The sequence below is a fragment of the Frankia nepalensis genome (genome assembly GCF_016786325.1).
GTDB lineage: Bacteria > Actinomycetota > Actinomycetes > Frankiales > Frankiaceae > Pseudofrankia > Pseudofrankia nepalensis.
Genome location: NZ_JADWYU010000038.1, coordinates 1 through 16387, shown reverse-complemented (window position 1 = coordinate 16387; position 16387 = coordinate 1). Strand labels below are relative to the sequence as shown.

The window sequence follows — 16387 nt, the reverse complement described above, 5'->3', positions numbered from 1 at the left end:
TCGAACTTCTCCACCGCCCGGATCAGACCCAGGTTCCCCTCCTGGATCAGGTCCAGGAACAGCATCCCGCGCCCGACGTAACGCTTGGCGATGGACACCACGAGCCGCAGGTTCGCCTCGACGAGCTTGCGCTTGGCGACATCGCCGTCGCGGGTGATGGCCTCCAGGTCGACGCGCAGCGCGACCGTCAGCTTGCGGCCGGCTGTGGCGAGCTTCTCGGCGGCGAACAGGCCGGCCTCGATCCGCTTGGCGAGGTCGACCTCCTCCTCGGCGGTCAGCAGCGGGACCTTGCCGATCTCCTTGAGGTACATGCGTACCGGGTCGGAGGTCGGCGACGCCCGCGACGCGAGCTCCTCCTGTTCGCGGCGGCGACGCGCCAGCAGTTCCGACGCCTCGTCGGAGTCCGCCCGGGGGTCGAGCACCTCGATGCCCTCGTCGTTCAGGAGCGACAGCACCTGCTCGGCCTGCTCCTGCCCGAGCTCGGCGGCCGCGACCGCCACCGCGATATCGTCCGTGGTGAGAAAACCGGCTTCCTTGCCCCGCGTGACGAGGTCTTTCACCTCGTCCACCTGGGCTACTCGCGGCAGGACGGTTTGGGTGCGCATGGGCGGAATCTCGTCACTTCCTTCTCGGCGGGATCGACCCAGGTTACGTGGCACCGGCGCCCCGTTCCCGGAGTTCTTTCTTGTACTGTTCAAGCGCGACCAGTTCACCGAAGTCGCGGTTGAACGCCTCAGGGTCCGTCACCGGGTTGAGCCGCTGGACACGCGACTTGACCTCGTTGATCCGGCGGTCGACGGCCGTCTCGCGCAGCCGGGCGAGCTGGGCGGCGACGTAGCGGTCGTCGACGTCGCGGTCGAGCCGGATCGACTCGACCGCCAGCGCGCTGATCATCCGCCGCACCGGTTCGTGCGGGGTGCCCTCCACCACGGCGCTCACCCAGGTCGGCACGTCGCCCACGGCCGCGAGCCCGGCGCTCACCCCGCCGACGGCGGCGATCGCCGCTAGCACGGCGCGGTGCTCGGGCAGGGTGAAGACCTCCGGGTCGAGCAGGTCGAACATGGGCCCGGCCAGCCCCGGGTGCTGCAGGGCCAGCTTGAGCGTCTCCCGTTCGACGATGAGCGCCGGCTCGTCCGGCGCCGCGTTCGCGCCGGCCGCGCCGCGGGCGCCGTGCCCTGCCGGCGCGCCCGTCGCCGGGTCCCGGCCGCGGCCGGGGCGCCGGCCAGGGCCGTCGAGCAGCGGGGCCGGCGCCGACGGGTGCTCGGCGACACGACGCAGCACGAAGCCCTCGTCCAGGAACCCCAGCCAACGGTCCAGGTTCACGGCATAGCGGTGCCACAGGCCGCGGTCCTTGAGCCGGTTGACCAGCGGCGCCGCGGCGTCGAGGGCGGCGAGCCGGCCCTCGGTGGAGTTCAGGTCATGACGGGCGAGCACGCCGCGCAGCGCGAACTCGAGCAGCGGCACCCGGCTCGCGACCAGCTCGCGCACCGCCGCGTCGCCGTGGACCAGCCGCAGGTCGCACGGATCCAGTCCCGACGGCTCCACCGCGACGTAGGTCTGGGTGACGAACCGCTCCTCGTGCTCGAAGGCCCGCATCGCCGCCTTCTGCCCGGCGGCGTCGCCGTCGAACGTGAAGATCACCTCGCCGCGCTGCGCGTCGGAGTCCATCAGCAGGCGGCGCACGACGGCGACGTGCTCGGAGCCGAACGCGGTGCCGCACGCCGCGACGGCGGTGGCCACCCCGGCGACGTGGCAGGCCATCACGTCGGTGTAGCCCTCGACGACGACGACCTGGTAACGCTTGGCGATCTCGCGGCGGGCGAGGTCCGCGCCGTAGAGCAGGTTCGCCTTCTTGAACAGCGGGGTCTCGGGGGTGTTGAGGTACTTCGGGCCGGCCTTCTCGTCGTCGTCCGCGAGCCGGCGCCCGCCGAAGCCGACCACCTCGCCGGACAGGTCGCGGATCGGCCAGAGGAGCCGGTGCCGGAACCGGTCGATCAGGCCGCCGCGGCCGCCCTGCTTGGCCAGGCCGGCGAGCACCAGCTCCTCGGCGGTGTACCGACGGGCGAGCAGGTGACGGGACAGCTCGTCCCAGCCGGACGGGGCGTAGCCGACCCCGAAGTGCGCGGCGACCTCGGCGTCGAACCCGCGGGCCGTGAGAAAGTCCCAGCCGGCACGGGCCGCCGGGGTGTGCAGCTTCTCGACGTAGAACTGGGCGGCCGCCCGGTGCGCGTCGAGCAGGCGCTGGCGCTGGCTGGTCACCGAGCGGCTGGTGGTGCCGCCGCCCTCGTAGGTGAGGGTGACGCCGGCGCGGCGGGCCAGCCGTTCCACGGCCTCGGGGAAGGTCAGCCCGTCGATGGAGCGGACGAAGCCGATGACGTCGCCGCCCGCCTGACAGCCGAAGCAGTAGTAGACGCCGGTCGACGGCTTGACGTTGAAGGACGGGGTCTTCTCGTCGTGGAAGGGGCACAGGCCGCGCAGGTTGCCGCCGCCGGCCGGGCGGAGCTGGACGTACTCGCCGATCACGTCCTCGATGCGGGCCCGATCGCGGACGACGGCGATGTCCGCGTCGCGGATGCGTCCGGCCACCGATCCCTCCCGCGTGTGCGACTCTTTATCCCCTAGGGGTCCAGCCGCCCCCGGACACGCCAGAACCCTTCAGACACAGCTCACGGGTGGGCGCAAGCACGATCCACACAAGCGTGGCCCACACAACCCCTACGCGCCGATGGTACTTGTCACCAACGCGACAGTACGGATCATGCCAGATCCATGGTCGCGACCGACGGTTATCGCTCCCCCCGGGCAAAGAGCGAGCCGTCAGGTCACCCCTGGCGATCCTGGTCGACGCCCGCGGCGGGTTCGCCCTGCTCCCTCGGCACCTCCGCCCGGGCAGAGCCCGACACCGGGCCAACCCCGGGGTCTGTCGGGGCGGACATCGCCGGCTCCGAGACCGCCGGCTCCGAGGAGGCCGACCGCAGGTCGGCGAGCACGCCGACCCACCCCGGCCTGCCCAGCAGCTCCGCGTGGCGGCGGCTCGCGCTGGCGTCGGTGAGGCGCGCGACCTGATCGATCACCACCCGCAGGCGGGAGGGGTCGTCGCGGGCCGCGTGCCACGCGGGGCGCAGGAGGGGCTCGAGGCTCCCGGGAGCGCCTGCGGCGGTCAGCTCGACGAGCTCGGCGATGACCTCACGCTGGCGGGCGCGGCGGGCGTCGCCGGAGCTCAGGCCGATGACGAAGTACCAGGCGACGCCCTTGAGGGCGAGGCACTCGGCCCGGACGTCGGCCGGGACGACCAGGTCCGCCTGGTAGCGGCGCAGCGGGCCGGGGCCGTACCGGGCGAGGGTGGCGGCCCGGGCGGCGGCGCTGAACCGGGCCACCAGCTCGCTGGTCATCGTGCGCAGCGCCGCGAGGCCGGGGGCGGTGGCCGGGATCGGCGCGCCCCACCAGGGCTCGGCGGCGAGCCGCGCGAGCGCCTCGGCGATCTCGGCGGCGTCGGCGTGGTAAAGGCCCGCGGTGTACTCGGCGAGCTCCGCCCGCCCCGCGGGCGCCTGGGTGGCGGCCAGGTCCACCAGCCCGCCGACGACACCGTCCTCCAGGTCGTGCACCGAGTACGCGACGTCGTCCGCCCAGTCCATGACCTGCGCCTCCAGGCAGCGCCGGTCGCCGGGCGCGCCGGAGCGGACCCACGCGAACGCGGCCCCGTCGTCGACGTAGACGCCGTACTTGCGCGCGGTCAGGTCCGGCGCGGCGCAGCCGGAGGCCGCTCCCCCCACCTGCCCGCCGCCGGGCCACGGGTACTTCAGGGTGGCGTCGAGGGTGGCCCTGGTGAGGTTCAGCCCCCCGGGCACGCCGGTCTCGTCGACGACCTTGGCCTCCAGCCGGGTGAGCTCGCGGAAGCTCTGCGCGTTGCCCTCGAATCCGCCGCAGGCCGCGGCCGCCAGGTTGAGGGCCCGCTCGCCGTTGTGCCCGAAGGGGGGGTGACCAAGGTCATGCGCGAGACAGGCGGCGTCCACGAGGTCGGGGTCCGCGCCAAGCGCGGCGGCCAGCTCGCGCCCTATCTGCGCCGTCTCGAGGGAATGCGTGAGCCGAGTTCGCGGAAAGTCGTCGTCGAGCGGGCCCATGACCTGCGTCTTTGCCGCGAGACGGCGCAATGCGCTGGAATGGAGCACGCGAGCGCGGTCCCGGGCGAACCAGCCACGGTCGTCGGGTGTAGCCTTCCGGCGCTCGTTCAGCCGGCGTTGCCCGTCAGCGTCGTCGTACCAGGTCATCGGTGACCGCACCACAAGGCCGAGCGTATGGGGGGATTGTGCTGCCTGGCGACGGCGCAACGACCATACTTTGTGCCGCATCCTCTACATCTCGGCCCGGAGGCCCGCCGTGGACAAGATCGTTAGGTACCTGATCATCGCGTTCCTCATCTTCTTCGTGGTGACCCAGCCGGACAGCGCGGCGAGCATCATCTCCAAGGGCATCGATGGCCTCGAGTCCATCGGTAACGGAGTGTCCGACTTCGTCACCCAGACCGCGCTGTAATCCCACGTCGACACCCCGATCGGTCTGGGACACTGCCGCCGTGGTGAGATTCCGCCTTCCTGACCCAGCCAACCGCGACCTGAAGTATCTGGCCTCCCAGGAGCGGCTGGTTTCCATGGTCCGGCTGCACTGGGCCATCCTGCTGCGCGTGGGCGCCGAGACCGTCGGCGCCATCGCGCTCGCGCTCGCGGCCAACATCTTCCTGGCGACACGCGGCGAGAGCAGCTCGCTGATCACCACCCTGCTGTGGTACTTCGCGCTGTTCATGATCCTCCGAGCGCTGTGGAGGATCACGGACTGGCACATGGACCACCTGATGATCACGGACAAGCGGCTGCTGAAGGTGTCCGGCGTCTTCGTCCGCAAGGCACAGACGATGCCGCTCGCGAAGATCACGGACATGACGTACACCCGGGACCCGCTCGGCCGGGTCCTCGGCTACGGCGAGTTCAAGGTCGAGTCGGCCGGCCAGGACCAGGCGCTGTCCAAGCTTCCCTACATCCCGAAGCCGGACCAGCTCTACATCACCCTGCTGGACATGACCTTCGGGGGCGCCCCCAAGCCCGCCGACGACGACTGAGTTTGCTTGGTTCGCTCCGTCCGGGCGCGGCGCTCCGGCCCCTTGCTCGCTGCGCTCCCAAGGGACCTCCGCACCGCGTCCTCCTCCGCGAACGTGCGCTCCGGCGACCTCCGCCGCGGCCCGGCCACGTCGCTTCGCTCGTGGCCGGGCCTCCGCGGAGGCACGCCTGCGCGCCGTTCGGTGCCGTCCCAGCGTTGGGCGACATGGTTCTGCCGCCCCTGGTTCTGTCGCTGCGGCCCGGCCACTTCGCTTCGCTCGTGGACGGGCCTTCGCGTGGGCATGCCTGCGCGCCGCGGGGCACAGCCCCAGCGACACCGACTAGCTTGCAGACGCCGCTCTAGCTCGACCCAACCACGCTGGCGCACAGGCACGCCTCCGCGCCGCGGGGCACAGCCCCAGCGACACCGTCCAGCCCGCGGACGCGTCCTCGACCCAACCACCAGCGTGGAGGCGCGCCTCCGCCGTGGCCGGGCCTCCTCTGAGGCACGCCTCCACGCCACCGGGGCGCAGCCCAGCGGCATCGCCCAATGCCATGCCCGGCACCGTCGCCTGGTGCCCGCGCGCGGTCGCCCGCTCATCCTGTCCGACGCCACGGGGAACCGCGTCAGACACCAGAGCGAGAACCAGGATCATTTCCTGACCCTGGCGTCTGACAGGACGCCCGGGGATCCCTCGGGTGTCCGCCACGACGCGGGAACGGAGGGGCAGGGCCGAGCGGAGCGGGGTGCCCTGCCTCGGCACCAGGCATGATCACTGTTTCTGCCCTGGGGAGGTCGTGAACAGGCGCCTGTTCACGACCTCCCCAGGGCACTATCGGCGATCATGCGAAGCAGGCCGACGTTCGCGTTCGTGACACCAGCTCGCAGACACCACCCTGGTACGCCCGACCATGCTGGGCTCGCGGGCACGCCTCCACGGAGGCCCCTCCACGAGCGAAGCGACATGGCTTCCACCTGGGCAGCCCTAGGCGGAACCGGCAAGATCTCGTAACCGAGCTGGCGCGCAGGCGTGCCTCCGCGGAGGCACACCTCCGCGCCGCGGGCCACAGTCCCAGCGACACCGTCTAGCTCGCGGACACCTCTTAGCGTGACCCAACCACGCTGGGCGCGCAGGCGCGCCTGCGCGGAGGCCCGTCCACGAGCAAAACGAAGGGGATGGGCCGCAGCAGCAGAAACCCGGGGTGGCAGAACCATGTCACCCAACGCTGGCACGGCACCGAACGGCGCGGAGGCGCGCCTCCGCGGAGGTACGCCCATGGAGCGAAGCGAACGTAGGCGTACCGCGGCGGAGGTCGCCGGAGCGCACGTGAGCGGAGGAGGACGGCGCGCGGAGATCCCTTGCGGAGCGAAGCGAGCAAGGGGCCGGAGCGCGCCGCCCGGACGGAGCGAACCAAGCAAACTCAGCCGAGCAGACCGCGGGCGGCGTCGGCGATGTGGCGGGCGGAGATGCCGGCGAAGTCGAGCAGTTCCTCGGCGGTGCCGGAGCCGGGCAGCTCCCGGACCGCGAGGTGGCGCAGCCGCAGCGGGACGTCGCCGTCGCCGAGCGCCTCGAGCACGGCGCCGCCGAGGCCGCCTTCCGGCCAGTGGTCCTCGGCGACGACGATCCGCCCGGCGGTCGCGTTCGCCGCCTCGACGAGGGTCGCCTTGTCGACCGGCTTCACCGAGTACAGGTCGATCACCCGGGCGGAGACGCCCTCCGCGGCCAGCGCGTCCGCGGCGGCGAGCGCCTCGTGCAGGGTGATGCCGGCGCCGACCAAGGTGACGACGTCCGTGTCCGAGCGGCGCAGCACCTTCGAGCCGCCGGGCGCGAAGGGCTCGTCAGGGCCGTAGAGCACCGGGTAGGCGCCACGGGTGGTCCGCAGGTAGCTGATCCCCGGAAGGTCCGCCATCGCGGCGACCAGCGCGGCGGCGCTGGTCGCGTCGCTCGGGTAGAGCACGGTCGACCCGTCGACCGCGCGCATCATCGCCAGGTCCTCCAGCGCCATCTGTGACGGGCCGTCGGCACCGATCTCCACGCCGGCGTGCGAGCCGGACAGCCGGATGTCGGCCTGCGAGATCGCCGCCATCCGGATGAAGTCGTAGGCGCGAGACAGGAACGCCGCGAACGTGGACGCGAACGGCACGTAGCCGCGTACCGAGAGGCCCACCGCGGCAGCGACCATCTGCTGCTCGGCGATGAAGATCTCGAAGAACCGGTCCGGGTGGGCGGCCTTGAAGTCCTCGGCGTGGGTCGAGTTGCTCACCTCGGCGTCGAGCGCGACGACGTCACCGCGCGCGCCGACGGCGGCGAGCGCCTGGCCGTAGGCCTTGCGGGTGGCCACCTTGGCGCCGACCTCCCAGGTCGGCAGCGTGACGGCGGGGCGGGCGTGCGGGGCCGGGCGGGGCAGCGAGGCGGCGGGCACCGGGCCGCGGACCCGCAGGTCACGCTCCCCGCCGAGCTCGGCGATGGCGCGGGCGGCCATGTCGGCCGGCAGCGGCTTGCCGTGCCAGCCGTCCTTGTCGGCGATCTCGCTGAAGCCGTCGCCCTTGACCGTGCGGGCGATGATCGCCACCGGGCCGTCGAACCCGTCGGCCTCGGTGTACGCCGCGTCGATCGCGTCGACGTCATGGCCGTCGACCTCGATGGTCTTCCAGCCGAAGGCGCGCACCCGGGCCGCGTAGGCGTCGAGGTTCCAGCCGAGCTCGGTCTCACCGCGCTGGCCGAGGCGGTTGACGTCGACGACCGCGATCAGGTTCGACAGCTGGTAGTAGGACGCCTTGTCGAAGGCCTCCCACATCGAGCCCTCGGCCATCTCGCTGTCGCCGCACAGCACCCAGACGCGGTACGGGCTCTTGTCGAGGTACTTGCCGGCGAGCCCGACACCGACGGCGTCGGGCAGGCCCTGGCCGAGCGACCCGGTCGCCACGTCCACCCAGGGCAGGATCGGCGTGGGGTGGCCCTGCAGGCGCTGGCCGAACCGGCGGTAGCCGGTCATCAGCTCCTCGTCGGTGACCACGCCGACGGCCTTGTAGATGGCGTACAGCAGCGGGGACGCGTGCCCCTTGGAGAAGATGAGGTGGTCGTTCGCCGGGTCACCCGGGTTGTCCCAGTCGTAGCGCAGATGGCGCGCGACCAGCACCGCCAGCAGGTCCGCGGCGGACATCGACGACGTCGGGTGCCCCGAGCCGGCTGACGTGCTGGACCTGATCGAGTCGACCCGCAGCTGGCGCGCGAGCTCGCGAACCGTCTCCAGATCGGCCACGCCTACCGCTTCGGACACGGGACTTGCCACGCCTGCCTCCTCCATCGCGACGCATTACCAGGTCACCAGCGACCTGCCCGCTGTTCGTCGCACTACCCGGCCATTCGGCGATCCGAACCGTACCAGTGGGAAGGCTGGCCGCCCGCCCGCTAAGCCGCCGGGACGTACGTCACAGTAAGCCTTTTCGCTCGGCTCCTCGGCCAGGCACCGGCCCGCGCTGGCAACTGCTCGGCCACGACGGAGCCGGCGAGGACTCACACGTGGGCCCGGCAACGACAACCCGTCACAGCCGAATATCGTCTTGTAACCGGCGCAATCCGAGATAACCGCCGTGACCGCCCGGTCGCCACGCCGCCGCGACCAGCGCCGAGAACTGTCGCGGCCGTCGAAGGCGTCCGGGGCCGCGACACCGCGGCTACCCCTACGGTGAGCCGTCGGGGGAACGGACACGACGGCTACCGGATGAACTTTCCTGGATCAAGCCCCAAACCGCTTCTCCCGGCCATCGTTCTCCCGGCCACCGCCAGCCGAGGCCCGATGGTGCCCCGGGCCCGGCTGGCGGCGGGCCCGGGGCGGCGAGGAGCGGACGGGTCTCCCGGTCAGATCGCTGGCTGACGGGCCGCGGGCGGGGTGGCCCGGTGGAAGAGCTGGTAGAAGCGGTAGCCGACCGCCTCGCGAATGATGTAGCGGGCCTGGGTATGCACGCCGCGGTTGGCTGGGCCGGTGGTGACCGGCGAGCCGGTCGCCGTCAGTCCCAGATCGCGGGCCATCGAGACCGAGCGCAGGGTGTGCCAGCGGTCGGTGACGATCACGGCACTGCGCAGCGATCGGGTGTTCATCTCCCCCGCCACCGCGACGAGCGACTCGAGCGTGTCCCGGCCCTCCGGGACGGCCAGCAGCGCCGACGCCGGCACCCCGAGGTCGCGCAGGTAGGACACGCCGACCCCGGCCTCGGTGAACTGGTCGCCAGGGACCCGGCCGCCGACGGTGATCACCAGCGGCGCGACGCCGGCGCGGTAGAGCTCGGCCGCGTGCTCGAGCCTGGCGGCGAAGACCGCCGACGGCCGGCCGTTGTACTGCGAGGCGCCGAGCACCACCAGCGCGTCCGAGCGCGGCCGGTGGTCCTGGCGCCCGGCCCACCACACCTGGCCGACGGTGACCACACCGGCGATCAGCACCGCGACCACGAAGGCGGCCACCAGGCGAATCAGCCACAGCCACCAGGGTGCGCGCAGCCCACGCAGCAGCCTCGGGCGCCGCGTGGGCGCCCGCCTGGCCGGGCGGTCGGAGGCCGGTGACGGCTCCTCGGAGGTGGCCCCGGGCTCGGCCGGGCGCGCGGCGCGGTTACCGGAGGCGAGGAAAGCTGGAATCATCCGAACATGACCCTATCAACCGAGATAGCCCCACTTTGACCTGGCCACATCCGGTCGACCCGAGCAGGGCTACCTGCGCCCGGATGGTCCACGCCCGCCCTTATTCCCCTTTCCGTCAGCGGTATCCCATCCGGCAGCAACCTGACCGGCGCCCAGCAATCGGGAACCAAGGATGAACATCTGGTGACGTCACCGCCGCATGTCGTCACCGTGACATGCCCGGTCGTTGGCCGTTTGGCAGGATGCGCGCGTAATGATGATCGAACAGAAGAGAGTCCCGAACACATCCGGGCGACCGGGTGAGACAAGGGGGCGGACGGGTGGCTGACGGCCGCGGCCGAGGCCGCGTCGTGGGACCGGTGCTGGCCGTGCTGCTGGTGCTCGCGGTGGTCGGGTTCGCCGTCGTTCCCCGGGTCGTCGGCGGTGACGACGAGGGCGCGGGAGGCGGGAAGGTCACCGAGGTACGCGTCCTGGCGGGCTCGGAGACACGGGAGTTCTTCACCGACCCGGCGGTCACCGCGCGGCTCGCGGACGCGGGCTACCGGTTGCGGGTCGACACCGCCGGCTCGCGCGAGATCGTCGGACGCGACCTGTCCGACTACGACATAGCCCTACCGTCGAACACCCCCCTCGCCGACCTGATCCGGAAGAAGTACCAGATCACCCGGGCCACCTACGTCCCGTTCTCCTCGCCGATCGCGGTCGCGACCTTCACCTCGATCGCCGACATGCTGGCCGCCAACGGCCTGATCCGGGACGACGGCCCCACGAAGCTGCTGGACCTGGGCCGCTATCTGGACCTGGTGGCCAAGGACACCCGCTGGTCGCAGCTCGCCAACAACACGAGCTTCGACACCGACAGGTCGGTGCTGATCAGCTCGACGGATGTGCGGACGTCGAACTCGGCGGCGCTCTACCTGGCGCTCGCCTCCTATGTCGCAAACGGCAACACCGTGGTGAGCGACCGGGCGAAGGCCGACCAGCTGGCGGAGAATCTCGCGCCCCTGTTCCTGCGCCAGGGTTATCTCAACTCGACCTCGCAGGAGCCGTTCGACGACTACCTGACCATCGGGGTCGGCAAGAACCCGATGGTCATCGTCTACGAGGCCCAGTTCCGGGAGCGCCAGATCGCCAAGGACGACTCGATCGACTCCGAGATGGCGCTCCTGTACCCGAGCCCGACGATCTTCGCCAAGCACACGGTGGTCCCGCTGTCCGACGCCGGGGACGAAGTCGGCCAGCTGCTGGCCACCGACGAGCGGTTGCAGAGCCTGGCCGTCCGCCACGGCTTCCGCCCGGCGATCAGGGGAGTCGACGTCGGCAGGCTCGGCGTCGACCAGCCGCCGCGACTGGTCGACGTCGTCGAGCCGCCCGTCCCCGACATCTCCGAGCAGATGATCAAAAAGATAGACGAGCTCTACACGCAGGGACCGCGATGAGAAGCCAGGCCAGCACGTCCCCTGGAGTCCGCCCGGACGTGACCCTCGGCCGGTGGCGCCGGCCGCTACGACGGTTGAACGCCGTCATTCTGGCCCTCCTGCTCGGGTCCGCTGGGGTCCTGGCCGCCTGCGCCGGCGGCGGTGACGGCGACGAGGCCGGCGGCCAGGCCTCGACGGCTCCGCCGTCCCGGCCGGGGACGTTGCGGGTCCTGGCGGGCTCCGAGTTGCGCGACCTGGAGCCGCTGCTTCCGGACCTGGAGAAGGCGACCGGCATCACCGTCACCTTCGAGTACGTCGGCACGCTCGACGGCGCCGACCAGGTGGTGCGCGGGGCCGCCGACGCCGACGCGGCCTGGTTCTCCTCGGACCGCTACCTGCGGCTGCTGCCCGGCGGCCCGGCCGCCGAACTCGCCCGCACTCCGGTGATGCTGTCGCCGGTGGTCCTCGGTGTGCGCACGCCGCTGGCCGAGCAGTTCGGCTGGACGGAGGACACCGAGGTCACCTGGGGCGACATCGCCGCGAAGGTGGGCAATGACCAGCTCACCTACGCCATGACGAACCCGGCGGCGTCGAACTCCGGCTTCTCGGCGCTGGTCGGGGTGGCCGCGGCGTTCGCCGGCACCGCCGACGCGCTGCGGGCATCCGACATCCGCCCCGAGCAGCTCACGACGTTCTTCTCCGGCCAGGTGATGACCGCCGGCAGCTCCGGCTGGCTGACGGACGCCTTCGTCAAGGCGCCCCCCGACCTCGTCGGCGCGATGATCAACTATGAGTCGGTGCTGCTGTCGCTGCAGCGGTCCGGCGAGGCCGGACCGTTGACGATCATCCGCCCGCACGACGGCGTGATCACCGCGGACTACCCGCTCGTGCTGCTGCGCGACGACCGGCGGGACGAGTACGGCCGGGTGGTCGACTGGCTGCGCACGCCGGAGGTGCAGCGCCGGATCCAGGCCGACACCAACCGGCGTCCCGCCGTGCCCGGCGTGCCGCTGGACGCGCGGTTCGGTTCCCGGACGCTCATCGAGCTGCCCTTCCCGGCCACCCAGGAGGTCGCCGACCAGCTGCTGACGGCCTACCTCGACGAGTACCGCCGCCCCACCCACGCGATCTACGTGCTCGACGTGTCGGGCTCGATGGAGGGCGAGCGGCTCGACTCGCTGCGCCAGGCGTTGACCGGGCTGACGGGCGTGGACGACAGCCTTTCCGGCCGGTTCGCCCGGTTCCGCGACCGGGAACAGGTCACCATGATCACATTCAGTGACGACGTGGTGGACACCTGGACGCGCACCATCACCGACCCGAGTCCCGGCTCGGCCGACCTGCGCGAGATCCGCGGCTACGCGGACTCGCTACAGGTCGTCGGCAACACGGCGATCTACACCGCGCTCGACGAGGCCTACGACCAGGCGGCGGCCGCGGTCACCGCCGACCCGACGGCGCTGGTCTCGATCGTCCTGATGACCGACGGGGAGAACAACCGGGGCCTGTCGGCCGAGGACTTCACCACCCGCCTGGGCGGCCGGCCGCCCGCCGTCCGCGCCGTCCGCACGTTCGCGGTCCTGTTCGGCGAGGCCGATCGCGCGGCGCTCACCGCGATCGCGACCAGCACCGGCGGGGAGCTGTTCGACGCCACCGCGCCGGGCGGGTCCCTCTCCGACGTCTTCCGGGAGATCCGTGGCTACCAGTGACGGGCGGGCCAGGCGCCGCGGCGGCCAGGACCGCCGGCGGGGTGGCCGTCCGGCGCGGACGCTCCGGGACCCCGACGCCGCCCAGGCACCGGACCACGACGGCGGCCGGGCCACCGGACGGCGGACCGGCGGGGCGGGCGGGGCGGTGCTCGGCTGGCTCGCCTCGGGCCGCAACATCCTGGGCTGCGTGGGCGCGCTGGGCGGGGTGGCCCTCGGCGTCGTCGGCGTGGTGCCGGAGCCCTGGTGGCCGCTCGGGGTCGCCGCGCTCTACGGCGCCGGCGCGCTGGCGCTCCCCCGCCGGGGCTCGCCAGGCGCCGCGGAGCCCGACGACCAGGACGACCGGGCCGACGTCGCCCGGCTGCGGGCCGGCGTCGAGGCGCAGCGGGGCCGGCTGATCGGGCGCGCGCCGACCGGGGTGCAGCGCGCCGCCGGCCAGCTCGCCGAGGCGCTGGACGAGCTGTTCGACCGGCCCGGCCTGCTGCGCCGCGGCGCGCCGGAGACGTTCGTGATCGAGCGGCTGGTCGACGACTACCTGCCGACCGCGCTGGACGCGTACCTGAGCCTGCCCAGGACGTTCGCCGGCACCCACCAGCTGCCCGACGGGCGCACCCCGCGCCAGGTGCTGCTCGACCAGCTGGCGCTGCTCGAGCAGGTCGTCCGGGAGACCACCGAGGACGCCAGCCGCGCCGAGACCGACCGCCTGCTCGCCCACGGCCGCTTCCTCGCCGACCGCTTCGGCCCGCACGCCCTGGACCTCTCCGGCGCCGCCGGCACCGACGCCGGCTCGGCCCCGGAGGGGCCCTGAGTGGGTGTCGGATTACCGACCGGCCAGCGCGAATGTCGTTGTGCGTAGCCAATTGACTTCCCTAACGACGCACCCTAGGTTCATCAGCAGATCGACTCGGTCGATCTGCTGATGAACCGTCCCGCTCGATTCGAGCCGGGCGGATCTCCTAGCCAGCCCTCCGGGATCGCTGGCGCGTCTCGCCGTATGGCCTCGCCGTAGAGCTTGGCCACAAGGCCGTCATGGCCGCCGCGGGGCGCTGATGAGCACCAGTCACCACCGATTGCGCGCAGTCGGTCCGATGCCCATCTAGGAGTCATCTCTGATGTCCATTGAGGACGCTCTCCCTCACCTCCCCGGTAGCAGCCTGCCCCGCTGCGCCGTCGCGGAGATCGCGGACACCGACGAGAACCTGGCCTACTTCGCCTACCTCGCGCTGGTAGGCCCCGCGCTGTGGGCCCAGGTCGTCGCGACGGCGCACCGCGCGAAGCCGGGCAGCTGCGGCTGCGACCCGCTCCGGCCGCCCGTCGGGGGCCACAGCGGCGCCGAGCCGTTGTGCCCCCGCTGCACCAACCTGTGGACCGACCGCCTGCTCAAGGGATTCACGGCGACCCGGGCCGCGCTCGCGGATGGCCCGCCGCTGACCCGGGACGACCTGCCCGTCCGTGAGTGGCAGCGGCTGGTCGAGCACCTCGGCGCCACCGCCGCGGAGTTCGAGGACGCCGCCGAGTACGGCAGGACGCTGCGCGAGCTGACCCTGCGCGCGCGCCGGGGCGCCCGCGAGGCGGCGCCCGGCTCCGCCGCCGACCCGGCTCCCCCCGCCCCAGGCTGGGTGCGGGACGCCTATTTCCAGCTGGTGGACTTCGTCGCGAACCCCAGCAGAACCGTGGCCGACATACGCCGTGAGTCCGCCGCCGAGCGCGACCTGCACACCCGCCCGGAGCTCGCGATCGGCAAGCAGGACTGGGCCGCGCCGCTGCGCGCGGACCCCGTCGACCGGGACATCCTGATCCACTTTCTGCTGGGCCTGCGCGACGAGGTGAGCGAGCCGTACAGCATGCCCAAGATGGAGCTGGCCTTCGGGCTGACCGCGGCCCAGGCCGCCGAGCGGCTCGCCCGCCAGTTGCGCCTGCTCCACGAGGTCCGACCGGACTTCTACCACCGCAACGTCGAGGCCCCGCTCGCGCTGCGCCGGGCCGTCGGCGAGCCGGTGACGCCACCGGAACAGGACGTGGTCTTCGACGCGGCCGACGCCGCGCTCGCGCTGGGCGAGCTGCGCGCCGCGCTCGGCGTCGCCGCGTCCCGGCCCGAGGCGGTCGACCCGGCGGTGGTCGCCCGGCTGCGGGCGATCGTGGGCGTCGCCCGCGGCGACGGCCGGGTCGCCGGCCCGGCGCCGGCGCCAGTCCCGGCCCTGCCGGCGGCGGACATCCCGCTAGCCCAGTTGGTCGTGCGGGCCGGGGTGACGAGGGTCGAGGCGCTGCTCGCCGACGTCGCCCGGCTGACCGCCCACCGGCCCACCGGCCGGCGCCGGCGCGCCGGGGGGCCCGGACGGGCCCTCGCCCACCGTGGTCGTCATCACCTCGCCGGATACAGCCCGCGCTGGCAGGAGGGCCCAGGCATCGAGGACGGCGGCTAGCCCGCGGGCGGCCGGGAGGTCCAGCGACACCTCTCGGCACGCCGCCCCCACGGTGACCGCCAACCGCACCTCGGCCCCCTCGGCCGTCGCCCGCACCTCGCGCGGGACGGCCGGGGGGGCCGGGTTCTTGTCGGTGATCCGTCCGCCGGCCGGCACCGCGAGGCGGCCGAGGGGGCCGAAGGTGGCGCTCGACGTGGTCCGCAGCAGGTCGGCCAGGCGCGGCCCCACCGAGGTCTCGCCCCGGCCGCCGGACCGTTCGCCGGCCGCGTCGGTCCAGCTCAGCCGCAGCCGCGGCAGCCGGCCGTCGTCCAGGTCCAGCAGAGCGCGCCCGCCGGCCAGCCGCAGCGTCGCCGGCCCGAACGCTGCCCGCAGGTGCCGCGCGGCCAGCGGCAGTGCCGCCAGCCGCGCCAGCTGGGCCGACGCCCTCGCCACCTCGCGGTCGGGCTCGGCGCGGCGCGCGCCACCAGGGCTTTCGTCGCTCACAGGGTCCTTGGTACCCCCGCGACCTTGAACAAGGTCGCGCGAGCCGGCGCCGAGGATCCCGCGGCCCCCCGTTGGTCCCGCGGACCGTGGCGGGCTGGGCGGCTCGTCCTGCGCGGACGGCTCCACGAAGGGCTCCCCGCTCATCTCGACGCGCCGTGTGGCCCGGCGCGGGTCCCGAGCACGGGTCCCGGCGTCCCACCGCCTCGCGTCAGCCGGCACGGCCCGCCGCGCGACCGCCGCGTCTTCCCTTCAGGACGGCCGTGCGAGTGTCTCACGATTCCCCCGTAGTTCGCGTGTACGTCGGCACGCCTCGAAGCGCGGGTAGGGGCTCATCCCGAAAAGCGCCGTTTCTCGTCCGAGGGGCGGTTTCCTGGTCCAATGCTGGTGGGCCAGGTCATCGGCGGCGTCAGCGCCGAGCCGGCGGTCGAAATCGTGTCCGTCTCCACCGGTCGCCCCACGCGAGGTGACGGCGGCGGTCCGGCTGCCCTGACGGAGACCGGCAGCCGGGCCGGTCCCCCCGTGCCCGGCCCGGCTGCCGGCTGGCGACCGGATCTGACGGAAGCCGGCCGGCACGGTCGTCGTCACCGGCGTGTCGGCCGGCGCGTCCCCGCTCTGGGTCACGAGCCGGGC

The 16387-nt window shown here is 72.9% G+C and carries 11 protein-coding genes; 6 read left to right on the top strand and 5 right to left on the bottom strand.

The window, feature by feature from the left end; translation table 11 throughout:
- The 3 genes from I6A81_RS01845 to I6A81_RS01835 form a co-directional block, all read right to left on the bottom strand.
- Positions 1–605, bottom strand: a 605-nt coding sequence (locus I6A81_RS01845) for a sigma-70 factor domain-containing protein (RefSeq protein WP_285223001.1), incomplete at its 3' end; no start/stop codon positions are given.
- Positions 606–648: 43 nt separating this feature from the next.
- A complete protein-coding gene (gene dnaG / locus I6A81_RS01840; RefSeq protein ID WP_203007863.1) occupies positions 649–2586 on the bottom strand; it encodes a DNA primase in 1938 nt (645 codons plus the stop codon).
- A gap of 236 nt (positions 2587–2822) precedes the next feature.
- A complete protein-coding gene (locus I6A81_RS01835; protein WP_203007865.1) occupies positions 2823–4268 on the bottom strand; it encodes a deoxyguanosinetriphosphate triphosphohydrolase in 1446 nt (481 codons plus the stop codon).
- 109 nt (positions 4269–4377) lie between these two features.
- Here I6A81_RS01835 and I6A81_RS01830 point away from each other — a divergent pair, with 109 nt between their 5' ends.
- Positions 4378–4533: a hypothetical protein gene (locus tag I6A81_RS01830; RefSeq protein ID WP_203007861.1), complete on the top strand. Its 156-nt coding sequence runs from the start codon at positions 4378–4380 to the stop codon at positions 4531–4533.
- A gap of 40 nt (positions 4534–4573) precedes the next feature.
- Positions 4574–5113, top strand: coding sequence for a PH domain-containing protein (locus I6A81_RS01825; protein WP_203007859.1), 540 nt, complete (start codon positions 4574–4576; stop codon positions 5111–5113).
- A 1399-nt stretch (positions 5114–6512) separates the two neighbouring features.
- On the opposite strand, the gene I6A81_RS01820 is transcribed toward I6A81_RS01825, so the two are convergent.
- Together I6A81_RS01820 and I6A81_RS01815 are read right to left on the bottom strand one after the other, a co-directional pair.
- Complete coding sequence (locus tag I6A81_RS01820; RefSeq protein ID WP_203007247.1) at positions 6513–8384, bottom strand: transketolase; 1872 nt, start codon at positions 8382–8384, stop codon at positions 6513–6515.
- Between the two features lie 569 nt (positions 8385–8953).
- Positions 8954–9727: a YdcF family protein gene (locus I6A81_RS01815; RefSeq protein ID WP_203007246.1), complete on the bottom strand. Its 774-nt coding sequence runs from the start codon at positions 9725–9727 to the stop codon at positions 8954–8956.
- 320 nt (positions 9728–10047) lie between these two features.
- Between I6A81_RS01815 and I6A81_RS01810 the strand changes: the two genes are divergently transcribed.
- From I6A81_RS01810 to I6A81_RS01795, 4 genes are all read left to right on the top strand, one after another.
- Complete coding sequence (locus tag I6A81_RS01810) at positions 10048–11166, top strand: hypothetical protein (protein ID WP_203007245.1); 1119 nt, start codon at positions 10048–10050, stop codon at positions 11164–11166.
- Positions 11163–12854, top strand: coding sequence for a substrate-binding domain-containing protein (locus tag I6A81_RS01805; protein ID WP_203007244.1), 1692 nt, complete (start codon positions 11163–11165; stop codon positions 12852–12854). The genes I6A81_RS01810 and I6A81_RS01805 overlap by 4 nt, the downstream gene beginning before the upstream one ends.
- Positions 12841–13659 carry a hypothetical protein gene (locus I6A81_RS01800; RefSeq protein WP_307874401.1) on the top strand — a complete coding sequence of 273 codons (819 nt, stop codon included), beginning with the start codon at positions 12841–12843 and terminating at the stop codon, positions 13657–13659. Before I6A81_RS01805 ends, I6A81_RS01800 begins: the two co-directional genes overlap by 14 nt.
- Before the next feature lie 304 nt (positions 13660–13963).
- Positions 13964–15274 (top strand): hypothetical protein, encoded by a 1311-nt coding sequence (locus I6A81_RS01795; protein WP_203007243.1) that lies wholly within the window; start codon positions 13964–13966, stop codon positions 15272–15274.
- The last annotated feature ends 1113 nt before the right edge of the window (positions 15275–16387 follow it).